At 67.9% G+C, this 25,056-nt stretch carries 26 protein-coding genes; 13 read left to right on the forward strand and 13 right to left on the reverse strand.

Going from position 1 to position 25,056, the window contains the following annotated elements; genetic code table 11:
* Positions 1-8 precede the first annotated feature (8 nt).
* On the reverse strand, positions 9-743 hold the full coding sequence (locus tag AC5Y6X_RS02475; protein WP_499984176.1) for a helix-turn-helix transcriptional regulator: 735 nt from the start codon (positions 741-743) through the stop codon (positions 9-11).
* 155 nt (positions 744-898) lie between these two features.
* On the opposite strand from AC5Y6X_RS02475, the gene AC5Y6X_RS02480 reads away from it, so the two are divergent.
* The 3 genes from AC5Y6X_RS02480 (at position 899) to AC5Y6X_RS02490 (ending at position 5,114) form a co-directional block, all read left to right on the forward strand.
* Positions 899-1,879, forward strand: a complete 981-nt coding sequence (locus AC5Y6X_RS02480; protein ID WP_499984177.1) for an Acg family FMN-binding oxidoreductase — start codon at positions 899-901, stop codon at positions 1,877-1,879.
* A gap of 110 nt (positions 1,880-1,989) precedes the next feature.
* Complete coding sequence (locus tag AC5Y6X_RS02485) at positions 1,990-4,785, forward strand: aconitate hydratase (RefSeq protein WP_499984178.1); 2,796 nt, start codon at positions 1,990-1,992, stop codon at positions 4,783-4,785.
* Between the two features lie 2 nt (positions 4,786-4,787).
* Positions 4,788-5,114, forward strand: a complete 327-nt coding sequence (locus AC5Y6X_RS02490) for a carboxymuconolactone decarboxylase family protein (RefSeq protein WP_499984180.1) — start codon at positions 4,788-4,790, stop codon at positions 5,112-5,114.
* Between the two features lie 58 nt (positions 5,115-5,172).
* On the opposite strand, the gene AC5Y6X_RS02495 is transcribed toward AC5Y6X_RS02490, so the two are convergent.
* The 4 genes from AC5Y6X_RS02495 to AC5Y6X_RS02510 are packed head-to-tail and all read right to left on the reverse strand — an operon-like array spanning position 5,173 to position 9,010.
* Positions 5,173-6,357 carry a dihydrolipoamide acetyltransferase family protein gene (locus tag AC5Y6X_RS02495; RefSeq protein ID WP_499984181.1) on the reverse strand — a complete coding sequence of 395 codons (1,185 nt, stop codon included), beginning with the start codon at positions 6,355-6,357 and terminating at the stop codon, positions 5,173-5,175.
* Between the two features lie 11 nt (positions 6,358-6,368).
* Positions 6,369-7,352: an alpha-ketoacid dehydrogenase subunit beta gene (locus AC5Y6X_RS02500; protein ID WP_499985191.1), complete on the reverse strand. Its 984-nt coding sequence runs from the start codon at positions 7,350-7,352 to the stop codon at positions 6,369-6,371.
* A 57-nt stretch (positions 7,353-7,409) separates the two neighbouring features.
* Positions 7,410-8,513 carry a pyruvate dehydrogenase (acetyl-transferring) E1 component subunit alpha gene (gene pdhA, locus AC5Y6X_RS02505; protein WP_499984183.1) on the reverse strand — a complete coding sequence of 368 codons (1,104 nt, stop codon included), beginning with the start codon at positions 8,511-8,513 and terminating at the stop codon, positions 7,410-7,412.
* 47 nt (positions 8,514-8,560) lie between these two features.
* Complete coding sequence (locus tag AC5Y6X_RS02510) at positions 8,561-9,010, reverse strand: CBS domain-containing protein (RefSeq protein WP_499984184.1); 450 nt, start codon at positions 9,008-9,010, stop codon at positions 8,561-8,563.
* A 256-nt stretch (positions 9,011-9,266) separates the two neighbouring features.
* Between AC5Y6X_RS02510 and AC5Y6X_RS02515 the strand changes: the two genes are divergently transcribed.
* Positions 9,267-9,734 carry an OsmC family peroxiredoxin gene (locus AC5Y6X_RS02515; protein WP_499984185.1) on the forward strand — a complete coding sequence of 156 codons (468 nt, stop codon included), beginning with the start codon at positions 9,267-9,269 and terminating at the stop codon, positions 9,732-9,734.
* 15 nt (positions 9,735-9,749) lie between these two features.
* Positions 9,750-10,217, forward strand: coding sequence for a hemerythrin domain-containing protein (locus AC5Y6X_RS02520; protein WP_499984187.1), 468 nt, complete (start codon positions 9,750-9,752; stop codon positions 10,215-10,217).
* Between the two features lie 51 nt (positions 10,218-10,268).
* Here AC5Y6X_RS02520 and AC5Y6X_RS02525 read toward each other — a convergent pair whose 3' ends face one another.
* A complete protein-coding gene (locus tag AC5Y6X_RS02525) occupies positions 10,269-11,036 on the reverse strand; it encodes a DUF2249 domain-containing protein (RefSeq protein ID WP_499984189.1) in 768 nt (255 codons plus the stop codon).
* An 87-nt stretch (positions 11,037-11,123) separates the two neighbouring features.
* Between AC5Y6X_RS02525 and AC5Y6X_RS02530 the strand changes: the two genes are divergently transcribed.
* From AC5Y6X_RS02530 to AC5Y6X_RS02540, 3 genes are read left to right on the forward strand one after another with little or no spacing between them, the layout of a single operon-like run.
* Positions 11,124-11,828: a helix-turn-helix transcriptional regulator gene (locus AC5Y6X_RS02530; protein WP_499984193.1), complete on the forward strand. Its 705-nt coding sequence runs from the start codon at positions 11,124-11,126 to the stop codon at positions 11,826-11,828.
* Entirely contained in the window at positions 11,818-12,918 is a 1,101-nt protein-coding gene (locus AC5Y6X_RS02535) for a DUF8744 domain-containing protein (RefSeq protein ID WP_499984196.1), read from the forward strand. Before AC5Y6X_RS02530 ends, AC5Y6X_RS02535 begins: the two co-directional genes overlap by 11 nt.
* Positions 12,915-15,476 (forward strand): multicopper oxidase domain-containing protein, encoded by a 2,562-nt coding sequence (locus AC5Y6X_RS02540; protein WP_499984198.1) that lies wholly within the window; start codon positions 12,915-12,917, stop codon positions 15,474-15,476. The genes AC5Y6X_RS02535 and AC5Y6X_RS02540 overlap by 4 nt, the downstream gene beginning before the upstream one ends.
* A 68-nt stretch (positions 15,477-15,544) precedes the next feature.
* Here the strand turns inward: AC5Y6X_RS02540 and AC5Y6X_RS02545 are convergent, their stop codons facing one another.
* A complete protein-coding gene (locus tag AC5Y6X_RS02545) occupies positions 15,545-15,892 on the reverse strand; it encodes a cupin domain-containing protein (RefSeq protein WP_324674104.1) in 348 nt (115 codons plus the stop codon).
* 378 nt (positions 15,893-16,270) lie between these two features.
* Here AC5Y6X_RS02545 and AC5Y6X_RS02550 point away from each other — a divergent pair, with 378 nt between their 5' ends.
* Positions 16,271-17,260, forward strand: a complete 990-nt coding sequence (locus tag AC5Y6X_RS02550) for an Acg family FMN-binding oxidoreductase (protein ID WP_499984205.1) — start codon at positions 16,271-16,273, stop codon at positions 17,258-17,260.
* A 14-nt stretch (positions 17,261-17,274) separates the two neighbouring features.
* Entirely contained in the window at positions 17,275-17,466 is a 192-nt protein-coding gene (locus AC5Y6X_RS02555) for a ferredoxin (protein ID WP_499984208.1), read from the forward strand.
* A gap of 55 nt (positions 17,467-17,521) precedes the next feature.
* Here the strand turns inward: AC5Y6X_RS02555 and AC5Y6X_RS02560 are convergent, their stop codons facing one another.
* From AC5Y6X_RS02560 to AC5Y6X_RS02575, 4 genes are all read right to left on the reverse strand, one after another.
* Positions 17,522-17,890: a VOC family protein gene (locus AC5Y6X_RS02560; protein WP_499984211.1), complete on the reverse strand. Its 369-nt coding sequence runs from the start codon at positions 17,888-17,890 to the stop codon at positions 17,522-17,524.
* Positions 17,891-18,035: 145 nt separating this feature from the next.
* Positions 18,036-18,464, reverse strand: coding sequence for a DUF6188 family protein (locus AC5Y6X_RS02565; RefSeq protein ID WP_499984215.1), 429 nt, complete (start codon positions 18,462-18,464; stop codon positions 18,036-18,038).
* 61 nt (positions 18,465-18,525) lie between these two features.
* The gene (locus AC5Y6X_RS02570; RefSeq protein WP_499984219.1) at positions 18,526-19,122 is read right to left on the reverse strand and encodes a DinB family protein; all 597 of its coding nucleotides are present in this window, start codon (positions 19,120-19,122) and stop codon (positions 18,526-18,528) included.
* Positions 19,123-19,155: 33 nt separating this feature from the next.
* A complete protein-coding gene (locus tag AC5Y6X_RS02575) occupies positions 19,156-20,109 on the reverse strand; it encodes a dipeptidase (RefSeq protein WP_499984221.1) in 954 nt (317 codons plus the stop codon).
* A 344-nt stretch (positions 20,110-20,453) separates the two neighbouring features.
* Here AC5Y6X_RS02575 and AC5Y6X_RS02580 point away from each other — a divergent pair, with 344 nt between their 5' ends.
* The 3 genes from AC5Y6X_RS02580 (at position 20,454) to AC5Y6X_RS02590 (ending at position 23,770) form a co-directional block, all read left to right on the forward strand.
* Positions 20,454-21,680 carry an acetyl-CoA acetyltransferase gene (locus AC5Y6X_RS02580; protein ID WP_499984225.1) on the forward strand — a complete coding sequence of 409 codons (1,227 nt, stop codon included), beginning with the start codon at positions 20,454-20,456 and terminating at the stop codon, positions 21,678-21,680.
* 1 nt (position 21,681) lies between these two features.
* Positions 21,682-23,196: a carotenoid oxygenase family protein gene (locus AC5Y6X_RS02585; protein ID WP_499984229.1), complete on the forward strand. Its 1,515-nt coding sequence runs from the start codon at positions 21,682-21,684 to the stop codon at positions 23,194-23,196.
* Between the two features lie 91 nt (positions 23,197-23,287).
* Positions 23,288-23,770, forward strand: coding sequence for a VOC family protein (locus AC5Y6X_RS02590; protein WP_499984230.1), 483 nt, complete (start codon positions 23,288-23,290; stop codon positions 23,768-23,770).
* A gap of 4 nt (positions 23,771-23,774) precedes the next feature.
* Here AC5Y6X_RS02590 and AC5Y6X_RS02595 read toward each other — a convergent pair whose 3' ends face one another.
* Together AC5Y6X_RS02595 and AC5Y6X_RS02600 are read right to left on the reverse strand one after the other, a co-directional pair.
* A complete protein-coding gene (locus AC5Y6X_RS02595) occupies positions 23,775-24,209 on the reverse strand; it encodes a hypothetical protein (RefSeq protein ID WP_499984233.1) in 435 nt (144 codons plus the stop codon).
* Positions 24,210-24,266: 57 nt separating this feature from the next.
* On the reverse strand, positions 24,267-25,040 hold the full coding sequence (locus tag AC5Y6X_RS02600; RefSeq protein WP_499984236.1) for a VOC family protein: 774 nt from the start codon (positions 25,038-25,040) through the stop codon (positions 24,267-24,269).
* Positions 25,041-25,056 lie beyond the last annotated feature (16 nt).

Consider the following 25,056-nt stretch of genomic DNA (forward strand, 5'->3'; position numbering starts at 1 on the left):
ACTCCAGCTCAGTCCTTCGCCTTAACCCTGACCAGGCATAGTTCGGGTTCTACGAAGGGCTCCAGTTCTGCCCGCATCACCTGCCGCGAATCACCCTCGGTCACTGCCGAATTAGCGAGGAGACCTTGCAGCAGTCCCCGATGCAGGGCGCACCCTACCTCTGGGTGAGCCCGAGCCAATTCCCGGACCGGACAGCTCCGTAGACGAAGGGTTCGCTGGGTTCTCGACGCTGCGTCGTGGGCCAGCTCGGGACCGAATCCCATCCGGGCGAACACCGTCGCGACCGTCGCTACTTGCTCCTCAAGGACCTCCCCCGCTCCAGCACGGTCTGGAAAACCTCGTCCCTCAGCACCGTCAGCTACCGACCCGGCCGTGATCCGCTCGGCCCACCGTCGGCCGGCGGCCTCGGCGCGGCGACGTCGCTTGTCGTTGGTGTCGCCAAGTTCCAGCGCCAGGATCTCGGCCAGGACCCGATAGTCCAGCCGCTCGCGCACGGCAAGGTAGCCGGTGCGGGGACGGCCGATGCCGGCCCGTGAGATCCGGGTGCGCTCGATGATCCCTTCGCTGCACAACGCGTCAAGGTGAAACCGCACCGTGGTCGTGTGCAGCCCCAGCCGGTTGGCGAGCTCGGCTGCGTCGACCGGCTGGTCGTGCGCGCGCACCAGGTCGAGGACTCGTCGGCGCTGCCGGTTGCGGCCCGTGCGGCGCGGTCGTCCGGTCTGGTGCCCCCATTGGTTGTCCACCCCTGGCTTCCTCTTCTCTGGTTGCCGTTCAGCTATTTAGAGGATATTATTTATTAATAATAGCATTGGACGCCAGAGCCGAGTCGGGGCCCACGAGGGCATGACCAAGATCAGCTCGGAAAGCCTTGGGGCAGAAAAGAAGACCGGAGGCGGCGGTGTTGGACACCAGGGTGGAAACCAGGGTCATCGAGAGTGCGGTCCGATTAGCGTGCCGGGCGCCGTCTCTGTACAACGCTCAACCGTGGCGGTGGGTCGCCGATGCCGGTCGGTTGGACCTGTTTCTCGATCCGAGCCGCGTGCTGCGCGCGGATCGATCGATGCGGGAAGCCCACATCAGCTGCGGCGCGGCACTCGACCACCTTCGGGTGGCGATGGCGGCTGCGGGGTGGGGCGCCGACGTCGACCGATTTCCCGACCCGAAATGCCCCGGGCACCTCGCCGCGGTGGAGTTCACGCCCCTCGACCGGGTGACCGGCGACCAGCGTCGCCGCGCCGACGCGATCCTGAAGCGTCGCACCGACCGGCTTCCATTCTTCGCGCCGACCGACTGGGAAGCGTTTGAGCCGCTGCTGCGCAGCAGGGTTGACACGGACACGGTGCGTGTGGACGTCATGCAGGAGGAGATGCGTCCTCGCCTTGCCGAGGCGGCCGAGATCACCGAATCGTTGCGCCGCTACGACTCCGTGTATCATTCCGAACTCGATTGGTGGACGGGGCAGTTCGAGGTCTCGGAGGGGATTCCGTACAGTTCGCTGGTTTCGGCCGGCGAGTCTGGCCGGGTGGGAATCAATCGAGCCTTTCCCTTCGTCCGCAACGCGGAAAGGCGCATCGGGGTCAGTCACGATTGCTCGAAGGTCGTGATGCTGTCCACCGACGATGACGGTCTCGGCAACGCTTTACGGTGCGGAGAGGCCCTGTCGACCGTCCTGCTGGAATGCACGATGGCGGGCTTGGCTACCTGCCCGGTGACTCATTTGACGGAGTTGTCGGTCAGCCGCGAACTCGTCGCGGCGCTCACCGATCACACCGACCTGCCCCAGGTGCTAATCCGGGTGGGCAACACACCCGCACTGGAGCCGGTGCCACCGCCCACCCCGCGACGGCCGCTTGCCGACGTGTTGCAACTGAATACTTGAGTGGGAATGCCACGATGCGTGCCCGACGCCAGCATCGAAGGTTCCGCGTGGAGCGTGTGATCGTCAATCCGCTTGTTTGACTATGTTTTACAACCGCCGAGGTGAATATGATGACATCGGGCAGTTTTGGAACGCTGGATCAGCTCAGCGTCGGCGACGAGAGGTACCTCATCCACCGGCTGGCACGAGTCGACGGCGCAGACCGCTTGCCCTACAGCTTGAAGGTGTTGCTGGAGAACCTGTTACGCAACGAGGACGGGCGACTGGTGACCCCCGAACAGATCAGTGCACTGGCGGCGTGGGATCCGACAGCCGAGCATGGCCGCGCGGTGGCGTATACCCCGGCGCGGGTGCTGATGCAGGACTTCACCGGAGTGCCGTGTGTGGTGGATCTCGTCGCGATGCGCGATGCCATCACCGAACTCGGCGGTGACACCAAACGCATCAATCCACTGTGCCCGACCGAGCTGGTGATCGACCACTCGGTGATCGCCGACGTGTTCGGCCGCCCAGATGCGTTTCGCATCAACGCCGAGCTGGAATTCGAGCGCAACGCCGAGCGCTACCAATTGCTGCGTTGGGCGCAGCAGGCCTTCGCGGACTTCCGCGTGGTGCCCCCGGACACCGGCATCTGTCACCAGGTGAATCTCGAATACCTGGCCCGGGTGGTGTTCACCCGGGACAGCGCGCAAGGAACGCTGGCCTACCCGGATACGTTGGTCGGCACCGACTCGCACACCCCGATGGTCAACGGATTGGGCGTGCTGGGCTGGGGCGTGGGCGGCATCGAAGCCGAGGCGGCGATGCTCGGCCAGCCGATGAGCATGCTGATTCCGCAGGTGTTGGGGCTGAAGCTGACCGGTGAGCTGCGTCCCGGCACCACGGCCACCGACCTGGTGCTGACGGTGGCCGAGCTACTGCGCCGCACAGGTGTGGTCGGCAAGTTCGTCGAGTTCTACGGCCCCGGCGTGGCCAACGTACCGCTGGCCAACCGGGCCACCATCGGCAATATGAGTCCCGAGTACGGAGCCACCTGCGCGATCTTCCCGATCGATGACGTCACGCTGGACTACCTGCGGTTGACCGGCCGACCCGAGCAGCGGATCCGGTTGGTCGAGGCCTATGCGAAGGATCAGGGGCTGTGGCACGAGGCCGGTGCCGAGCCGACGTTCTCGCAGACGATCGAACTCGACCTGAGCGCCGTGGAGCCGTCGATCGCCGGGCCCAAACGACCGCAGGACCGCATCCCGCTGCGTGTCGCTCCGCAAGCGATCGCCGCGCTGTTGTCCGGTCAGACATATGCCGAAGCGGTGGAGGCCGGCCTGGACGAGGCGTCGGCCGAGTCGTTTCCGGCCAGCGATCCGATCGCGGTCAGCCGCGACCACCCCGCTGATGCACCGCACGCGCCACACACCGATGGCGACGGATCCGACTGGCCGCGGAACCCGGTCGAGATCAGCCTGGATGGACACCAGGTCAGCGTCGACAACGGGGACGTGGTGATCGCCGCGATCACCTCCTGCACCAACACCTCCAACCCTTCGGTGATGATCGGTGCTGCGCTGCTGGCGAAAAAGGCGGTGGAAAAGGGGCTGCGCCGCAAGCCATGGGTCAAGACCTCGCTCGCACCCGGTTCCCGCGTGGTCACCGACTACTACGAAAAATCCGGGCTCACACCGTATTTGGACAAGCTCGGGTTCAACCTGGTCGGCTACGGATGCACCACCTGCATCGGCAACTCCGGGCCGCTTATCCCCGAGGTGAGCCGGGCGGTCACCGACAACGACCTGACCGTCTGTTCGGTGCTGTCGGGCAACCGCAATTTCGAGGGACGCATCCACCCGGAATGCAAGATGAACTTCCTGGCCTCCCCGCTGCTGGTGGTCGCATACGCGTTGGCCGGCACCGTGCACGCGGACCTGCTGCGCGACCCGCTGGGGACCGGCAGCGACGGGGAACCGGTCTACCTGCGTGAAATCTGGCCCTCGACCGACGAGATCACCGAGGTGATCGACAGCTGCGTGCGGGCCGAGATGTTCGGCAAGGACTACGCCGACGTGTACGCCGGTGACGAGCGCTGGCGGTCGTTGCCGGTTCCCGACAGCGACACGTTCGGATGGGATCCGGAATCGACATACGTGCGCAGACCGCCGTACTTCGACGGAATGGCCCGCGAGCCCGAGCCCGTCACCGACATCACCGGGGCCCGGGTACTCGCCAAGCTGGATGACTCGGTCACCACCGACCACATCAGCCCGGCCGGATCCATCAAGGCCGACTCACCCGCGGGAAAGTACCTGTCCGAGCAGGGAATCCAGCGCAAGGATTTCAACTCCTACGGCTCACGGCGCGGCAACCAGGAGGTGATGATCCGCGGCACGTTCGCCAACATCCGGCTGCGCAACCAGCTCGCCCCGGGCACCGAAGGCGGATGGACGCGCGACTTCACCCAGCCCGACGGACCGGTGGCGACCATCTACGACGCATCGGTGAACTACGCCAAGGCGGGCACACCCCTGGTGATCGTCGCCGGCAAGGAGTACGGCTCCGGCTCGTCGCGGGACTGGGCTGCCAAGGGCACCGCGCTGCTCGGTGTGCGCGCCGTGATCGCCGAGTCCTACGAACGGATTCACCGCTCCAACCTCATCGGGATGGGTGTGCTGCCCCTGCAGTTCCCCGACGGGCACAGCGCTAATTCACTGGAGCTGGCAGGTGACGAGACCATCGACATCACCGGCGTCGACACGCTCAACGACGCGATCCCCGACACCGTGCACGTCAAAGCCGGCGCCATCGAATTCGACGCGGTGCTGCGCATCGACACCCCCGGCGAGGCCGATTACTACCGCCACGGCGGCATCATGCAATACGTCCTGAGGCAATTGCTCGGCGACACAAAGGAGTAATCATGGCCGACGACATGTACCACCCCACCACCCCCGAGATCCACCAGCTACGTAGGGAACTCGCCCCGCACACCCACGAGGCGTTCGAGGCGTTCAGCCGTGCGGTGTTCGCCGACGGCGCGCTACCGGAGAAAACCAAACAACTCATCGCGGTCGCGGTCGCGCACACCACGCAATGTCCCTACTGCATCCGCGGCCACACCCGGCTCGCACGCCGGAAGGGCAACAGCGACCAGGAGATCATGGAGGCCATCTGGGTCGCGGCCGAGATGCGCGCCGGCGGCGCCTACGCGCATGCCACGCTGGCCCTCGAAGAACTCGCCAAATAACCGGCCAAATGGGCACCGAAAACCCCGGCCGCGTGCTTATTCGCGAGCACCGGGATCTTCACACGAGGATGCGTAGCGGGTGTTCGAGCAGCTTCACCAGATCCTCCAGGAATACTGCCGCCGTGGCGCCGTCGAGGACGCGGTGGTCGATCGACAGGGTGAGCTTCAACGTGGTTGCGGCGGTGAGTTGCCCGGCGCGGACGACGGCCTCTTCCCGGACGGCTCCGACGGCGAGGATCGCGGCCTCGGGCGGGTTGATGACGGCGGTGAAGTGGTCGATGCCGTACATCCCGAGGTTGCTGACCGTGAATGTGCTACCGGTCAATTCGTCGGGTGTGAGCTTGCCGGCCCGTGCTCGCTCGATGAGGGTATGCGCCTCGACTGCGAGTTCGGTGAGGCTCTTGCGGTCTGCGTCGTACACAACGGGTACCAGCAGCCCGTTGTCGGTCGCAACTGCGCAACCGATGTTCACGTGGCCATGACGGACGAGATGGTCTCCGCCCCACGAAGAATTGACGTCCGGGTGGGTTCGTAGCGTCACGGCACACGCCCGGATCAAGAGGTCGGTGACGCTGATTTTCGGCCCGGCATCGGAAAACTCCACGTTGAGCTCGGCGCGCAACTTCTGCAGCGAGCCGGCGTCAACTACCGAAGTGAGGTAGAAGTGCGGTGCTGCGGCGCTTTCCGTGAGCCGCTGGGCCGCGACCCGGCGTATCGCCGACAGCGGCACGTGCTCGTCGTCACCGCCAGCCGCGGTCGGGACCACGGTCGAGGCATCAGCTTGCGCAGCGGCCGCTCGCCTGCCGACGACGGCCTCGATGTCCTTGCGCACGATGCGTCCACCGGAGCCCGTGCCGGTCACGCCGGCAAGGTCGATCCCGTGCTCCCGCGCCAGGGCGCGGACGAGCGGAGTGGCGCGCACCTGCGCGGCAGGCGCCGGCGGCGTCGGAACCGACGCCTTTGGAGAGATCACTTGCGCACCACCATGTTCGGCGACAGTGGCCGCGGCCCGGTCGTCGATGACGGCGATGGGCTGACCGATGGCTACAGTGCTGCCGGGGGCGGCGATGATTCGGGTCAGCACCCCGCTGTCGTAGGCCTCGAGCTCCATGGTGGCCTTGTCGGTCTCGATTTCGGCGAGGACGTCACCACGCTGAACCATGTCACCTTCATGCTTGAGCCATTGGCCGACAACACCTTCGGTCATGGTGTCCGACAATCGTGGCATCAGCACGTCTGGCATGACGGTCCCTCTCAGTAGGCGAACCGGCTGGCGTCGAGAACCTCGCCGATGACCTTGGTCAGGTCGGCGGCGTCGGGCAGGGCCGCCAGCTCGAGCGGCTTCGCATAGGGCAGAGGCACTTCGGCGCTCGCGACCCGCCGGATCGGGGCATCGAGATAGTCGAAAGCACCCTCGGCGATCGTTGCCGCGATCTCGGCGCCCACCCCGTAGCTGAGCCAGTCGTCTTCGAGGATGACAGCCCTGCTGGTCTTGCGCACCGAGGCGCAGATCGTCTCGCGGTCCAGCGGCCGCAGACTGCGCAGATCGACCACCTCGATGGACACGCCATTGGCCTCGAACTGGCGGGCGACGCCCAAAGCGATCACCGTGGACCGCGAGTAGGCGATGACGGTGAGATCGGTTCCCGGCTTGGCAATCGACGCCCGCCCGATCTGGCCGATCTGTTCGCCGTCGGGCACGTCGCCCTTGGTGTTGTAGAGGGCCAGGTTCTCCAGGACCAGCACCGGGTCGTCGTCGCGAACGGCCGCGGTGAGCAGTGCTTTGGCATCCGCCGGGGTGGCGGGGGTGACGACCTTCATCCCGGGCACGTGCGCGTACCAGACCTCCAGGTTCTGAGAGTGCGTCGCGGCCAGTTGCTGCCCGCCACCGCCCGGGGTGCGGATCACCAACGGCACGGACACCTGGCCCGCAAACATCGCGTGCATCTTGGCGCCATGATTGACTATCTGGTCGAGGGCCAACAGGCTGAAGTTGATCGTCATGATCTCCACGATCGGCCGCATGCCGAGCATCGCCGCACCGATCGCGGCACCGACGAATCCCCCCTCGCAGATCGGGGTGTCGAGAACCCGGGTGGGACCGAACTCCGCCAGCAGCCCGGCGGTGATCTTGTAGGAGCCCTCGAAGACACCGATCTCCTCACCGATCAGGAACACCGACTCGTCGCGCAGCAGTTCGGCGCGCAGCGTGTCGTGCAGCGCCTGCCGGTAGGTCATCTCAGTCACATGCGCCGCTCCTCAGCATCGCTTCGCTCTGCCTCGTCGCCGGCGCGGTCATGGCTGTTCTGCCGGACCGGGCACGACGGGGTCGCCCGGAAGTTGTTGTGGCGCATTGGCTACCGCGGTGGCGTAAACGAAGTCGAACAGCTCGCTCGGACTCGAGTCGGCGCTGGCGTCGGCGAACTCCACGGCGGCGTCGACCCGCGCCTCGGCCTGCTCGTCGATGCCTTGAGCCGCCCGATCGTCCAGGATGCCGGATTCGATCAGTCGGCGCCGGAAAGCCGGAACGGCATCGAGCCTGCGCAGCCGCTCCGCTTCTTCGCGGGAACGGTATTTGGCCGGATCCACCACCGAGTGGCCGCGCAGCCGCTGGCAGACCGCCTCGACCAGACCGGGCTGACGCGCGGTCCGCGCGCGCGTCAGCGCCGACCTGGCCGCATCACGCACCGCCAGAACATCGTCGCCGTCGACTCGTTCCCCGGGGATCCGGTAGGAGCAGCCCCGCTTGTACAAATCGGGTTCCGCGGCCGCCTTTTCCACCGGGGTGCCCATGCCGAGGCCGTTGTTGACGATCACGTACACGATCGGCAGCCGCCACAGCCCGGCCAGGTTGAGCGATTCGTGAAATGCCCCGATGTTGGTGGTGCCGTCGCCGAGCACGCACATCACGGCCTCCGCGTCGGGACCGGGATCTCCCCGGTAGGTGAGCGCGAGCGCCGCTCCAGTGGCCGGCGGGATCTGCCCGCCGACGATGCCGTATCCACCGAACAGGCGCGACTTGACGTCGAACAGGTGCATCGAGCCGCCGCGGCCCCCGGACACACCAGCCGCCTTACCGAAGAGCTCCGCCATGACTCGGCCAGGCTCGACTCCGCGGGCAAGGGCGTACCCGTGGTCGCGATAGGTCGTGTATAGGTAGTCACGTTGTTCCAACGCTGCCATCAGGCCGACCACCGTGGCTTCCTCGCCCAGGTTGAGATGGCAGTATCCACCGATTTTGGCTCGCTGATACATCTCCGCGGCCCGCAATTCGAATGCCCGGATCAGCGCCATCCGTCGGTAGTAGTCACGGAGCGTCTCCGCGGGCTCATTGGCCGGAAATCCTTCGAGGACATCGGAACCGGTGTGCGGGGTCATCGGAGTCGGCTGGATTGTCATTGTCCTCCTTCGCTGCTGACCCGCGAGATTGTCGGCGCGACACCGACTTACGTGCCGGGTGGTTGCTCCTGAAGCACAAATTGCTCGCCGGTCGCCCGACACTTCGGGCACCTGGCGGGCAGGCGCTCACCACGCACCGGCTCGCCACAAACCTGGCAGACCCACTCGGTGGCCATCGTCGCGACGAGGTCATGGCGGCTCACGATCCCGACCAGACGGCCCTCGTGCACTACCGGAACCCGGCGAATACGCCGATCGATTAGGAGGTGCCGGATGTCGTCGGCGGCGCTGTCGGCGGTCACACTGAGCACCGCCGTCGTCATCAGATCGCTTGCTACGGCACCGGTCTTCGACAGCAGGTCATGCTCGCTGACGATTCCCAACAGCGCGCCGGTTTCGTTGACCACAGGTGCCGCGCTGATGCGGTGCCGGGTCAGGGTTTCGGCCACCCGCTGCGTTGGAGCGTCGGCTGCAACGGTGACCACGGGCGAGGTCATGATGTCGCCGGCTGTGACATGCGCCAGCGATGCCGCGGTGCCGTCCTGTGGATACACGTTCGCAGAGTACTCCGCCCGTCAGCCTTCAGGGATTGCGCAATCACGCTGCCCCGGTTCATAAGTCCGTTCGCCGTTACCCAGTTGGCACCACCCCTAGCCCTCGCTCTAGTCAGCGCCCGCAGCGATAGTCTAGAGTTTACACAAGCACAGTTGTACAAACCAGTCCATGGTGGACTTCAGTAAGGAGCCAGCGAGCATGAGCATTGCGGAACGCGCCACGCAGACGATTTGGGAGGGCCCGCTGGAGTCTGGCGCGGGCAAACTGTCGGGGGGAAGCAGCACCGCGCTGGACGGCTTACCGCTGACGTGGGCCTCCCGAACCGAACAGCCAGCGGGCAAGACCAGCCCGGAGGAGCTGGCGGCGGCAGCGCATTCGTCGTGTTTCGCGATGGCGTTGGCCTTGAAATTGGGCGAAAACCACACGCCGCCACAGCAACTCGACGTCAAGGCGACGGTCACCCTGGATGCGGTCGATGGTATCCCCACGATCACTACCTCGCGGCTGAAAGTCCGGGCGCAGGTGGCCGGGCTCGCCACCGATGCGTTTGCCGCCGTGGTGGACCAGGCCGCCGCGTTGTGTCCGGTGTCGCGATTGTTCGCCGGGGCCAAGATCAGTGTCGACGCGCAGCTCGACAAGACCCAACCCGCTCGCGCTGCGGACTGACGAACAGAGCACACGATGCCCAGCTCGGCGCTGTCTGCCGCCCTGACGCGGGAACACCGCGAAATCGACAGTGGGATAGAGGCTTTCCTTGAAAAGCTCGACGGCGGCAGCCTGCAGCCCGAACCGCTCACCGCAGCCCTGGAAGCACTGCGCCGGCACATCTACATCGAAGAGGTCTTTCTGTTCCCCCCGATCCGCGAGGCCGGGCTGGCGATGCCGATCTTCGTCATGATGCGCGAGCATGGCGAACTCTGGCGCACCATGGACACTCTGACCGATCTGCTGGCGGACGGACGGGACGGCGGACGGCTACGCGATACCTGCCGCCGGTTACAGGAGCTTCTCGACCGGCACAACGCCAAAGAGGAGCCCATCATCTATCCGCGCGCCGACGCCGACGTGCCACCGCAGACCACCGCGGAGCTGGCCCGCTTCATCGACACCGGCCACACCCCCGGTGGATGGGTGTGCCAACACGCGTGAAACCGGCTCCAGCGAATTACATTGGTATCAACGGGATGTCGAGTCGGCTTTTTACAGCTTGGTCAACCGCAGGCGCCACGCCTCCGGCCCGCGCTCCTCGTAGTTGATCTCCAGCCGGCCCGAGGTGCGGTCGTTGAGTTGCTGCAACAGCGGAATCGGGTCGTGATGGGCCACCAGGACCAGGGCGCCGCCGGCCGGCACGGCGTCGAACGCGCCGAACACGGTGGCGTGCCGGATCGAGTGCGGCACCTCGCGGACGTCGAGCACGGGATCGTCGGTGTCGTGTTCGCCGCAGCCGCAGGTGTGTGCCGGCGCTGCACCGTCGGCGGGCTGGTGATCGCCGAGAAGTTCGTGCATGCCGTGAACCACGTCGGCGAGGGAGACCTCCGCATCCGCGGCCACGATCGGCAGGATCCGCTCGTTCTCGTCCGTCAGGTGTGCGTCGAACACGACCCGCAGGGCGTGGCCGCACGCGGCGGCGCGCAGCGGCGGCTCGATGCGGATGCGCTCGACGAGTGAGCCGATGATGCGGTGCACCGCGACCATCGACTCGACCAGGGGCCGGGCGCGCTCGGTGCGGGTGGCGGCCGGGTACAGGCGCTCCTCCTCGGCGGCGGCGTGCGGCCGCAGCTGGTCGGTCAGGAAGACCAGGGCCGCGGCTCGGGCCGGCTCGAAGTCCGCACCGCGCTCGACCGCCCACAGCATCGCATCGGTGAGCACCGCAAGCCGCCCGGCGAGCTGCGCGTGATGGCTCTTGATGGCTTCGACGGCCTCGGCATCCGCGGCGCTCGACGCGACGATCACATCGTTGGCTGGCATGTTGCGTTCCTTCCGGCTGGCTCCGCTGACGCGAATGTGACTCATTGCCCTATGTGTTTCACCCGATAATTTACTACAGTTATTTCCGTGAAAAAAGACCTGGCGGCGTTGGGCCCCGAACCGGCGCCGGTACTCGGGACACCGGTGGCGCTGTCCGGGCAGCGGCTGCGGGTGCTCGAGTACGTGCGCGCGCACTCCCCCGTCCGGGTCGCCGACGCCGCCGCCGGTCTCGACCTGCACCCCAACACGGTCCGCGAGCATCTCGACGCGGTCGTCGGGCTCGGGCTCGTCGAGCGCTCCACCGCAACCGCCCTCGGGCGCGGACGTCCGGCCACGGTCTATCGGGCGTCGGCCGCCGACCCCGCCGTCGCGGTCCGCGACTACGCGGGTCTGGCGACCGCGCTGGCCGGTCACCTGGCGCGCACCAGCGCCCAGCCGGAGCGCGACGCGCGCGCCGCCGGCATCGAGTGGGGGCGCGAACTCGTCGACGAGGGCGGCCCGGCCGGCTCCGGTCCGCGGCGGTCCGTGATCGAGGCGCTGACCCGCCTCGGCTTCGCACCGGACGACGACACGCCCGATGCGCGCGGAGGCATCGCGCTGCGGCGCTGCCCCCTGCTCGACGCGGCCCGCCGCTACCCCACCATCGTCTGCCAGGTCCACCTCGGCATCGTCGAGGGAATGCTGGAGGCGCTCGGCGCCCCCAGCGAACCGGGGCTCGATCTCATCCCGTTCGCCGAACCCGGCGCCTGCCGGCTGTTCCTGCCCGATCCCGTTGTGCGACATGACGACTGACCGCCGAATCCCACCCCGGGCGCTGCTGCTGGTGCCCGGCGGGTTCGCGCTTTTGGCCGGGCTCGACGCCGCGCTGGTGCTGCTCGGCCTGCCCGCGCCGATCAAGACGACCCGGCTCGCCGAGGTGCACGGCATCCTGCTGGTGCTCGGATTCGTCGGCACGGTGATCGCGCTGGAACGAGCCGTGGCCGCGCATCGGTGGTGGGCCTACCTGGGCCCGGCGTTCCTCGGCGCCGGGGCGGTGCTGCTGGTCAGCACGGCACCCCGAAACGTCGGCGGCGCGCTGTTGCTCGCGGGGTGCGCGACGCTGGTTGCGGTGTACGTGTCGCTGTGGCGACGGTCCGCCGACGTGGCGGTCCTGGTCCAGGTCGGCGGTGCGGTGCTGGCGACGGGCGCGGCGCTGTTGTGGCTGGGCGGTGTGCCGGTCCCCGACCTGCTGCCCTGGCTGTCGGGTTTCCTCATCCTCACGATCGTCGGGGAACGCCTCGAGCTCGCCCGCGTGGCGATGATCGGCACCCCGGCCGAGGCGCAGCTCACCCTCGTCGCGGTGGCGATGGTCGCGGGTACCGTCGCCGCGTTGTTGTGGCCGACGCCCGGGTACCCGTTGCTGGGCGCGACGCTGCTCGCGGCGGTCGCATGGCTGGCCCGGTTCGATGTGGCCCGCCGCACCGTGCGCGCGACCGGCCTGACCCGGTACATGGCCGTAGCCCTGCTCGCCGGTTACGTGTGGCTGCTGGTGCCGGCGCTGACCTGGTTGCTGGTCGGCCGGGTCCGCCCGGGTGATTCCGGCGGCGGCTACGACGCGGTGGTGCACGCCGTGATGCTGGGGTTCGTGCTGTCGATGATCATGGCGCACGCGCCCGTGATCCTGCCGGCGGTGTTGCGTCGCCCGCTGCCCTACACCTCGGCGATGTACGGCCCGGTGGCGCTCCTGCACGTGTCGCTGCTGCTGCGGCTGGCGGTCGGTGACGCGCGCGGCGTCCACTGGGCGCTGCAGGCGGGTGGTGTGCTGAACATCGTGGCGGTGCTCGGATTCATTGCCGTCGCCGGCTATTCGGCGGCGCGGGCGGGCAGTCGGGTGCCGGCATGAACCGCTCGGGATGGCATCTGCGCGCGGGAGCGGTCGTATTCGCCTGGCTCGCCGCACTTTTCGTCGTGGCGGTCGCGCACCGGTTCGTCCCGCTGTCCGGCTGGCTGCTGGTCCATCTGCTGGGGCTGGGCGCGGCCGGCAACGCGATCCTGATCTGGAGTCGGCACTTCGCCGATGCGTTGCTGCGCCGGCCGCCGGATCCGGAACGAACGGCAGAGGTGTTGCGCATCGTGGCCTTCAACGCCGGTGCCGTCACGGTGGTCGCCGGCATGCTCGGCCGGTGGTGGCCGGTCGTGCTGACGGGCGGCGTTGTGGTCGGCGTCGCCGTCCTGGCACACGGGGCGACGCTGTTTCGGCAGCTGCGCACCGCATTACCCGCCCGCTTCGGCGTCACCGTGCGCTACTACGTCGCCGCGACGGCGTGCCTGGCGGTCGGAGCGGGACTCGGGGTGGCGATGGCGAATTCGGCGCTCCCCGGCGACATCCACGAGCGGTTCATCGTCGCGCACGCGGCGCTGAACGTGTTCGGCTGGGTGGGGCTCACGGTGGTGGGCACCCTGGTCACGCTGTGGCCGACGATGCTGCGCACCCGGATGGCCGCCGGGGTCGAGGTGGCCGCCCGCCGTGGCTTACCGGCGCTGCTGGCCGCCCTGGCCGTGGCCGCCGCCGGTGCGGTGGCGGGGTCGCCGCCGATCACCGGCGCGGGTGCCCTCGGCTACCTCGGCGCCGTCGGGTTCGTCCTGTGGCCGCACCTCGACGAGATCCGCCGCAAGCGGCCGGGCGATTTTGCGACCGTCTCGGTGTTGGCCGGTGTGGCCTGGCTGATCGGGTCGCTGGCGTTCGTCGCCGTCGCGCTGGCGATCGCGCCGACCTGGCCGACGGCGGCCGCGGCGGCCGGCCACCTCACCGCGCCGGTGCTGGCCGGCTTCCTGGTGCAGGTGCTGCTCGGATCGCTGACCTATCTGGCCCCCGTCGTGCTGGGCGGGCGTGCCGCCACCCTGGCGGCCGGGGCCGAGCTCGAGCGGGGCGCGCCGTGGCGGCTCACCGTCGCGAACGCCGGATTACTGCTCTGTGTCCTTCCGACTCCCAGCCTGGTGCGGGTCGGCGCATCGATGCTGGTGCTGGCGTCCTACGCGGCCTTCCTGCCGCTGCTGGTTCGAGCGGTGTGGCGGGCACACCGCGATCGCGACACGGCATCGGCTCCGAATTCGCCGGCGCCCGGGCGACGGCTCGGCGCGGCCGCCGCCGGACTCGCGGCCGTCGTGCTGGCGGCCGCGGCCGGTGTGGCCGCCGACCCCGCGTCGGTCGGCATCGGCACCGCACCGCGGATGGCGGTGGCCGCCACGGGGCACACCACCGCGGCGTCGGTCCGCATCGAGGGCATGCGCTTCGTGCCCGACGCGGTCGAGGTCCCGGCCGGAGACCGGCTGCTGATCACCGTCGTCAACGGCGGCACCGACCAACACGACCTGGTGCTGTCCAACGGCACCCGCACGGGACGCATGGCCCCGGGTGAGAGGTCGGTCCTCGACGCCGGCGTCATCGGCTCCAGCCTCGACGGCTGGTGCGCGGTCGCCGGACACAAGCAGATGGGCATGACGTTTTCGGTCCGGGTGACCGGCGCGCCGATGCCCACCATGCACCCGGGCCATCACGACCCCACGCACTCCGCGCCGATCTCCGCCGGCGACATCGCCCGCAGCCTAAGCGCCGACCCGGGTCCGGGTTTCACCCCGCGTGACGCCGCGTTGCCCCCGGCGACCGCCGATCACCGCGTGACACTGCCGGTGACCGAGATCGAACGGGAGGTCTCCCCTTCAATCACCCAGCGGCTCTGGACATTCGGCGGCACCGCACCCGGGCCCACGCTGCGCGGCAAGGTCGGCGACGTGTTCGAGATCACCCTCGTCAACGACGGCAGCACCGGGCATTCGATCGACTTTCACGCCGGGGCGCTGGCCCCCGACGAGCCGATGCGAACCATTCAACCCGGCCAGCGCCTGGTGTACCGGTTCACCGCGATGCGGGCGGGCATCTGGCTGTACCACTGCTCGACGATGCCGATGTCGCTGCACATCGCCAACGGCATGTTCGGGGCGGTGATCATCGACCCGCCGGACCTGCCGCGCGTCGATCGCGAGTATGTGCTCATCCAGTCCGAGATGTACCTGGGCGCGCCCGGGGGTGAGGCCGACGCGGACAAGGTCGCCGCGGACCGGCCCGACCTGATGGTGTTCAACGGCTACGCCCGCCAGTACGACTTTGCGCCGCTGTGCGCGCGGGTGGGTGAGCGGGTGCGCATCTGGGTGCTCGCCGCCGGACCGAACCGAGGCACCTCGTTCCACGTCGTCGGGGGGCAGTTCGACACCGTGTGGTCCGAGGGCGATTACCGGCTCCGCAATGGAGCGGGCGGCGCGCAGACACTCGGATTGTTCGCGGCCCAAGGCGGATTCGTCGAGTTGACCTTCGGCCAGCCGGGTCGATACCCGTTCGTGTCACACGCGATGGTCGACGCCGAGCGCGGCGCCCACGGCATCATCGCGGTGGCCGGGCGATAGCGTACTGCCGGTTCCGACGAGACCGGAAAGTCGCTACGCCGCAATCCATTACGGCGAGCCGCCGATGCTCACGCCGGCCCGTGCCGAACGTCCTTGGCGACGGTCAGCAGGACGACGGAATCTTCGATGGCGCGCAGACCGTGCCGGCTTGGTGGAATCACCAGGTGGTCGCCCGGAGCTCCGTTCCAGCTCGTTTCGGGAGCGGTCAGCTCCACATGGCCCTGCAACACCTGCAACGTGGCCTCGCCGGGGCTGTCGTGGTCGGCGAGCGTTGTCCCGGCGGTCAACGCGACCAGCGTTTGCCGCAGGGTGTGCTGGTGCCCGCCGTACACCGTGTGCGCTGCACGGCCGCTGTCGGACCGGCGCGCCGCCGCGAGTTGCTGGCGTGCGGCGGCGGTAAGCGAGATCTTATCCATCCGGGTGGCCCCTTCCCTGCTCAAAGCGTATGCCGCGGTGCGGCAACTCACTGCTGAAAGTACCGCAGGCAGCCAAATCGTCTGCCTGGCAGGGGCATACCTTCGTTGCCACGGGCATAGGCGGCGGCTTGCGCCCCTTACGCTCGCCACCAGGCGTGCCACCGCGACTTCGATTCCGCCGGGCCAACTCATCGACGTCGGCCACCGCGTCGTGGTCGGCGAGGACCCCGAAAACAGGTTGCCCTTTACCCTATTTAAAGGATATTATTCATTAATAATAGCGGTGACGCAAGGAGCTTGGCAGCCGCCCGCCGCGAATGAGCGGATGACGCTGGGCTCTGAGAACCGCTGGGACAGAAGGAAAGCCGGAGGTGGGTCATGATTACCCTGCTTCCCGATGCCGAGACGCTCCGCGCGGTCCTCGCGCTGGCTACCAGGGCACCGTCGATCAACAACACGCAGCCGTGGCTGTGGCGGGTGGGCCGCACCAGCCTGCACCTGTACTCGAACCCGGGCACGCGGCTGCCCAACACCGACCCGGATGGCCGGGACCTGATATTGAGTTGCGGTGCAACGCTTAACCATTGCGTCATCGCTTTGGCGGCGACGGGTTGGCGCGCCGAGGTGCATCGCTTACCGGATCCCGCCGACCCCAGTCACCTCGCGGCGATCGAGGTGTGCCCACGCGCCCCCGATCCCGAAGACATCGCCCTCGCCGCGGCAATAGAGCGGCGCCGAACCGATCGGCGAATCTACAGTGCGCGGCCGGTTCCGGCGAACGACATCGCCCAGATGAGCGCTCTGGCCGCCCGGATGGGGGTGATGTTGCGCCGGGTCGACGCCATGGACGAGCTGAACAAGATCGTCAAGCAAGCCGCGCGGGAGCACGCGACCAACCCTGAGTATCTTGCCGAGGTCACCATGTGGAGCGGTCGATACGGGTCACGCGCCGGTGTGCCGGCCCGCAACGTCCCGGAGCACGACTGCAATGCGCCGATACCCGGGCGCATCTTCGCGGGGCCAGGCCTGGCGCAGCCGCCGGGCGCCGCGGTCGCCGACGACAAGGCCGTCATCGTGGTGCTGGGCACCGAGGCCGACGACCGTCTGGATCAGCTGCGTGCCGGCGAGGCCGCCAGCGCGATCCTGCTGGCCGCGACCGCGAAGGGGCTCGCGACATGCCCGATCACCGAACCCCTGGAGATCCCGAAAACCCGGGACGCCCTCCGGTCCAATGTGTTCGGCACAGACGGATACCCTCAGATGCTGCTGCGGTTGGGCTGGGCACCGGCCAACGCGGACCCGTTGCCGCCAACCCCGCGACGCAGGCTTTCCCGCGCCGTGGAGTGGCCGAGCGAAGCTGAAGGCTGAGCAAAGGAGGAGTCATGCGCGTGGTGGTGGACCGTGATCGCTGTGAGGGCAATGCCTACTGCGTGAGGATCGCACCGGAGGTGTTCGAACTCGACGACGACGAGTACGCCGTAGTCACAACCGACCCCGTCCCGGCCGACCAGGAGGCGCTCGTCCTGCAGGCCATCACCGACTGCCCCCGAGCGGCGCTGTCCCGCAAAGAGTAAGGGTTGACCGCCGCCCCCACCCGACCCGTGACCGGGCGGCGCGACAGGCCGGCAATCATCGCAACTTCTGCGCGAATTCGATGACGTTGCCGTCGGGGTCGGCTATGTGGAGCGTCCTTTCATGCCACGGCCGGTCGATCGGTCCGCTGAGGATCTCGACGCCGAGATCTCTCAACCGCTGCGCTTCCGCGTCGACGTCGTCGATCAGGAAGCCGATCTCACCGCACGGCGCGATGCCGCCTTCGCGGCCGATGAGTTCGGGAAGCCTGGACCGTTCGAACAGCGAGAACTTGGTGTTCGCCATCTCGAACTCGACGTAGCCGTCGCCCTCGATCCGCACCTCGAGCCCGATCACGTCGCGGTAGAACGTCACCGACCGCCCGAGCGATTCGACGTATTGGATGACGTAGTCCACGCGACGCATGACATTCGGCTTCCCGCACGTAACTCCGTTAAAACATTGGCGGCGGGGAACGGAGTCCCGGCCGATGATTGAGAAGGATTGCGCCGCAGAATGTTTCACGCCTTACCCCGGGCTTAGTCGCAAGGCGTCCGGACGGCCCGCTATCTCACTCGTCGCCGTCGGTTTCTACCGCGTCAAGGCGTACCACCCGCAATTTGCCGCGCGCCAGGCACGCCGCGTATCCGTGGTACTTGCCGTACAGCTCCCAGGATGTGGTGTTACCGGCCGGAGGCACGTCGATCTTGTGACCGTCGGAGAACTCGAGGTGGAGATCCCCGGTGTCATACCAGACTGCGGCTGTGCATTTTGTGCCGGAGAAGTCGAAGAGCGGACGCACCTGGTAGGCCGGTTCTTTCGGATCGATCGTGACGACTTCCACGGGCGAGGTTGCGATGGCCGGGAGGGTCAGGCGCATCGGTGCCGTGATGACGAGCTCGTTGTAATCCTCGAAATTCAGCACCAATCCGTCGCGGAACATGATCCGCTGTACCGCACAGCCCTCAAGCCACCGCTCGATCATTTTCTGTTCGGTCATACATTCCACTGTGGCCCTAATTAGTCACATGTTCAAGCAAAGGCATTGCCGTCGGGGTGGGTTATTTCGGCCGCGACCTGCGCATATTCGCTTCGACCGCGGCACCGGCGGCGCGAATGTCGGCGAGGTGGTGCACACCTTCGTGCATGGCCTGGCGGACCAGCCAACGCGCGCTGCGCCGCTCGCCGGGTAACCGGGTGACGATGCGGTCCCAGTCCTGAGGATCAACACGGCCGATCTCCTCACCGAAGCCGACGGCGTTCGCGGCGAGCTCGTCGAGGATGGGCACGACGTCGCGCTCGTTGTAGCGGAATCGGCGCGCCCGCAGGTCATTGAACATCGGTTCCAGCGCGGGCCGGTCCTCGGTGCGAGCGCGGTGCAGCCGGATCGTGAAGCTCGCATATACGTCGCGCAAGTGGCAGACGTATTCGGTGACCGACCACACTTGCGGGCTGGGCCGCTCGCGGCGGGAGTTTTCGGGAACGGCAAACACCGCGTCGCGAACCGCCGTTGGTATCCCGCGGATTACCCCTGCGGCGTGTTCGACCGAAAGTTCGGAATAGTCCAGCGCGCAGCGGGCACACACGAAATCCTCGGCGGCCAACGGCGGCAACGCCGACCGGGCGCCGCCGCTGGCGGGGGCGGTGAAATCCGACATGGTCACCATCGTCCCGGCGCGAGGTCAACCAATTCAGTTACGCCACGCGCACCCGGCCACCCGACGGAAATTTCCGCCCAGCACGGCTCGGATGTCGGCGCCGCTCCACCCTCGGCGACGCAGGTGTTCGTCGAGCCGCACGAAGGTTTCCGGCGGCATCCACTGAATCGGCCCCCACCTGGTGTAGCTGTCGTCGAACAACTGCGGATTGCGCGCGAGTTCGGAGTTGAAATCGGCGAAATCGAACGAGAAGTCGGTGCTCACCCCGACGTGGTCGATGCCGACCAGCTCGACGGCGTATTCGAGGTGTCGCGTCATCGCCTCGAGCGTCGGGGTGTTGGGCCCCAGGAAGATGCCGACGCCGGTGATCCCGACAACGCCGCCCGTGGCCGCGCATGCGCGGGCCTGCTCGTCGGTGATGTTGCGTGGGTGCTCCCAAACCGCGCGCATGCACGAGTGGCTGTAGACGACCGGGCCGCTCGACGCATCGCACATGTCGAGTCCGGTGCGGATGCTGCAGTGCGATCCGTCCGGCACCATGCCGACGCTGTTCATCTCGGAAACGAGCGAACGCCCCCACGCGGTCAACCCGTCATCGGCGGCATCCAGACATCCGCTGCCGGCGCGGTTGGCGTGGTTGTAGGTGGGCAGCAGCGTGCGCACCCCGAGGCGGACCAAAGCGGCCAGGTTGTCGAGATCGCCGTCGAGCGGAGCGCAATCCTCGAGGTCGAACACGACGGCGATGCGACCGGCGTCGGCAATGGCCTCGACATCCTCGACGCTGCCCGCCAACTCGAGGTCGGGGTGCGCGTCGACCGCACCGCGATAGTGCCGAAGCAGCGCGGTCGTGTCGGCAAGGCTGTGCGGCGCATACCCTGCGTTGACCGACACGAGTGCGCCTCCGGCGCGCCGGTATCGGCTCAGCAAGTCGACGTCGGCGTCGGTCTGCAACGGCAAGCAGGTGTGCTGATCCCACAGCATCGTCATCGAGACCCATATTGCACCAGTCGCTGTACCCGTAATGAGTTGCGGCCCAGCCTGCTTCCGCGCGACACGCCCGGCCGACGAACCCGACACGTCGCTGAGCAGTGGAAAGCCCGCATTCCGGCAGCCGAGCTCCGCCGCGCGGCGGGGCCACCGGCCGGGTGGTGATGTTTGCCGCTCGCCGCGGGTGGTAATGCCCACGACGGGTGTGCGCGTCGGCCGGCCAACGCGCGCACCTAGGTCCCGTCGGTTCAGCCCGAGAGCCGACGGGTCCGCCTTTTTCGCGCTACTAAACGCGTGTCGGATAGGCCTGAACGGTTGCGTCCTTCAGGAGTAGCGTGCGGCGTATGGATGACTCGGCACGCGTGTGGATCCTCGGCGGCTACCAGAGCGATTTCGCCCGCAACCTGTCCAAGGAGAACCGTGACTTCGCCGCCTTGACTGCCGAGGTCGTCGAGGGCACCCTCGCGTCGGCCGAATTGGGCGCCTCCGACATCGGGGTGGTCCATGTCGGGAATGCGTTCGGCGAGATGTTCGCCAACCAGGGCCACCTCGGCGCCATGCCGGCCACGGTCTGCGACGGCCTCTGGGACGTGCCGGCCACGCGGCACGAAGCCGCGTGCGCGTCCGGCAGCGTGGCGGCGTTGGCGGCGATGTCCGATCTGCGGTCGGGCGCCTACGACACCGCGCTAGTGGTGGGGCTCGAGCTGGAGAAAACCGTGCCCGGCGACACCGCCGCACAGCACCTGGGCGCCGCGGCGTGGACCGGACACGAGGGAGCCGACGCGCGCTACCTGTGGCCGTCGATGTTCGCGCAGATCGCCGACGAATACGACCGGCGCTACGGGCTGGACGACGCGCACCTGCGAGCCATCGCCCAGCTCAACTTCGCCAACGCCCGCCGCAACCCCAACGCCCAGACCCGCGGCTGGACGGTCCCCGACCCCATCACCGACGACGACGCGACCAACCCGATCACCGAGGGCCGGCTGCGACGGTTCGACTGCAGCCAAATGACCGACGGCGGCGCGGGATTGGTCCTGGCGAACGACGCCTACCTGCGCGATCATCCGGACGCGCGCCCGATCGGTCGCATCGACGGCTGGGGACACCGCACCGTCGGGCTGGGTCTGCGGCAAAAGCTGGACCGCGCGGCCAACGACCCCTATGTGCTACCCCACGTGCGGGCCGCGGTGCTCGACGCGCTGCGCCGCGCGCGGATGACCCTCGACGACCTCGACGGGATCGAGGTGCACGACTGCTTCACCCCCAGCGAGTACCTGGCCATCGACCACATCGGGCTGACCGGTCCGGGCGAATCGTGGAAGGCCATCGAAAACGGCGAGATCGAGATCGGCGGCCGGCTACCCGTCAACCCGAGCGGGGGCCTGATCGGCGGCGGACACCCGGTCGGGGCGTCCGGCGTGCGGATGCTGCTGGACGCGGCAAAGCAGGTCAGCGGCGCGGCCGGCGAGTATCAGGTCGAGGACGCGAAAACCTTTGGCACCCTGAACTTCGGCGGCAGCACCGCCACCACGGTCAGTTTCGTCGTCAGCACAACCAAGGGCTCGTGACATGGATGTTGAGATCGTCGGCAAGTTCCTGTCCACGCTGCCCGAAGACGACGACCACCCCTACCGGACCGGACCGTGGCGGCCCCAGACCACCGAGTGGGACGCCGACGGCCTGGACCCCGTGCAGGGCGAGATCCCCCGCGACCTGGATGGCGTCTACCTGCGCAACACCGAGAACCCGCTGCATCCGGCGTTGAAGACCTACCACCCGTTCGACGGTGACGGCATGCTGCACGTGGTCGGGTTCCGCGACGGAAAAGCCTTCTACCGCAACCGCTTTGTGCGCACCGACGGGTTCCTCGCCGAGAACGAGGCGGGCGAGTCGCTGTGGCCGGGGCTGGCCGAGCCGGTGCAGTTGGCCAAGCGGGAAGACGGCTGGGGCGCGCGCACCCGGATGAAGGACGCGTCGAGCACCGACGTGATCGTGCACCGCGGTGTCGCGCTGACCAGCTTCTACCAGTGTGGCGACCTGTACCGGATCGACCCGTACTCGGCCAACACCCTTGGCAAGGAGACCTGGAACGGGCGCTTCCCCGTCGACTGGGGCGTGTCCGCGCACCCGAAGGTCGACCGCAAGACGGGCGAGCTGTTGTTCTTCAACTACAGCAAGCAGGAACCCTACATGCGCTACGGCGTGGTCGACCAGGCCAACGAACTGGCCCATTACGTCGACATCCCGCTGCCCGGCCCGCGGCTGCCGCACGACATGGCGTTCACCGAAAACTACGCGATACTCAACGATTTCCCGCTGTTCTGGGATCCGAGGCTGCTCGAACACGACGTGCACCTGCCGCGCTTCTACCCCGACATTCCGTCGCGCTTCGCGGTGATCCCGCGCCGCGGCTCCACCGACGACATCCGGTGGTTCGAGGCCGAGCCGACGTTCGTGCTGCACTTCACCAACGCCTACGAGGACGGCGACGAGATCGTGCTCGACGGGTTCTTCGAGGGCGACCCACAGCCGGTCGACACCGGCGGAACCAAGTGGGAGAAGCTCTTTCGCTTCCTGGCGCTGGACCGGCTGCAGGCCCGGCTGCACCGCTGGCGCCTCAACCTGGTCACCGGCGAGGTCAGGGAGGAGCAACTGAGCGAGTCCATCACCGAATTCGGCACCATCAACCCCGGTTACGCGGCCGCCCCCTACCGCTACACCTACGCAGCCACCGGAAAACCGGGCTGGTTCCTGTTCGACGGGCTGGTCAAACACGATCTGCTCACCGGAAGCCAGGAGGGATTCTCGTTCGGCGACGGCGTCTACGGGAGCGAGACCGCGATGGCGCCACGGGTGGGCGCGACAAGCGAGGACGACGGCTACCTCGTCACCCTCACCACCGACATGAACGCCGACGCCTCGTACTGCCTCGTCTTCGACGCGGCCCGGGTCGGCGACGGCCCGGTGTGCAAACTTCAACTGCCGGAACGTATTTCCAGCGGCACGCATTCCACGTGGGCGCCCGGTGAGCAGTTGCGGCGCTGGGACACCGCGGAGTCGGCGGCGAGCGCAGTCGGGCTGTGATGCGATCAGGTGGCTCACCGAGGCTGTAATACCGCAGGAAAAGAACGAGAAGGGGCCTGCAGGATTACAGGCTCGCCGAATCGGAGTGGGGATGGACATGCACACGCACCGCCGGAAAACACATTGGCCCGAACGGTTGGCGTCGATCGGCGCCATCCGCTTCGCCCGCCGCTCGTCGAACTTCGAAGAGACGGTGCGGTTTTACCGCGAGCTGGTGGGGCTGCCGCTCTACGAGACGTTCGAGGCCAGCTACGGTAGCAATGGCGCGATCTTCGGCCTGCCCAGCTGGAACCTGACCCTGGAAATCGTCGAGTCGACCGACCCCGTCGCGGTGGATCCGCACGAGCAGCTGTGCTTGTACTTCCCGGACGAACATGCGCAGCAGGCGGCAATCGCGCGCCTGCGCGCGGCCGCGGTACAGCCCGTCGAGCAGCACCCGTACTGGGCGGCGACGGGCGCGGTCACCTATCGCGACCCCGATGGCCGCGAGGTGGTGTTCGCGCCCTTTGTGTTCGGCGTCAACGAGCCCGACGACAGCTCCGGTTCGGGCCGGCACGAGTTCCCGCCCGCCTGAGAATTCAGCGGCGCGGCCGGCGGGAAGTCAGCGCGGCGATCACCGCGGAAAGCGAGCAGAGCACCGCGCCGACGGCGCCGGCCGCACCCACGTACAGCCCGTATTCGGCCGACACGGGCGGGTTGACGTTGAGCTTGTAGTACCACACCGTCAGCGCCACGATGAGCAGCGAAATGAGCAGCGCGGCAATCGAAGCCGCCCTGACGGACAGGCCGCGACCCACCATCGCCCCGGCGACCACCAGCGTCGAGGACAGCAGCACGATGAGCTGGCCGGCCCCGAACCCCCGCGGGAGCTCCAGGTTGCCGTGCGTACCGCCGATGGCGTTGGCCCAGCCGCCGCCGTTGACCGCGGTCGTCAGCCAGGGCAGCCAGGCGCTGACCGAAACCACCAGGGCGCACGACGCCACCAGCCAACCGGGGCGCAGGTGGCGAGTCACGGTTTCGACAGTAATAGCGCCCCGGACCGGTCGTCGCTCGCCACGCGGCGCGCGACGCTAGCTCTGCAGCGAGGACAGGTTGAAGACGACGCCCGTCGGGTCGGTCGCCGCGGCCAGCCGACCGTACGGCGTGTCCTCCGCATCCCGCACCACGGCACCGCCGTTGTCGGCGATCACCCGCAGCGTCTTGTCGACGTCCTCGGACCCGAAGAAGATCGTCCAATTCGACGGCACGCCCTCGGGGAGGCAGCCGCTGCCGTCCATCACGCCGAGCAGTTGCTGGTCGCCGAACCACGCTGTGGTGTACCGGAATTCGTCGGTGTCGGAAACCGGCTCGGTCCGCCACCCGAACACGTCGCGGTAGAAGTCGACGGCGGCGCGGTGATCGCGCGTGGTCAGCTGGTGCCACACGGGGGAACCGGCCTCGCCGATCACCTCGAAGCCGCGGTGCTCCAACGGCTGCCACAACCCGAAGAACGCGCCCGACGGGTCCGTCGCCACACCCATGTGGCCCTTGGCCGGGACCTCGTGGGGTCCCATGCACAGCGTGCCGCCCGCGGCGGTTATCGCGGAGACGGTCGCATTGATGTCGGCGGTGTGGAAATAGGTGGCCCAGTTGTCCGGCGACCCGAACTCCGGCCGGTTGGCCATCAGGCCGGCGACGGGATGGCCGTCCTTGGCGGCGTTGATGTACCCGCCGTACTCGGGTCCGGCCGACTCGTACGTCCAGCCGAACACCGTGCCGTAGAAGTCCTGGGCGCGGTCGACGTCCGACGTCGTCAGATCGATCCAGCAGGGAGCGCCCAGCGGGGCGCCGTCACGGATGGGCACGATGACCTCCTCAAGT

Source organism: Mycobacterium sp. NGS26 (genome assembly GCF_059813025.1).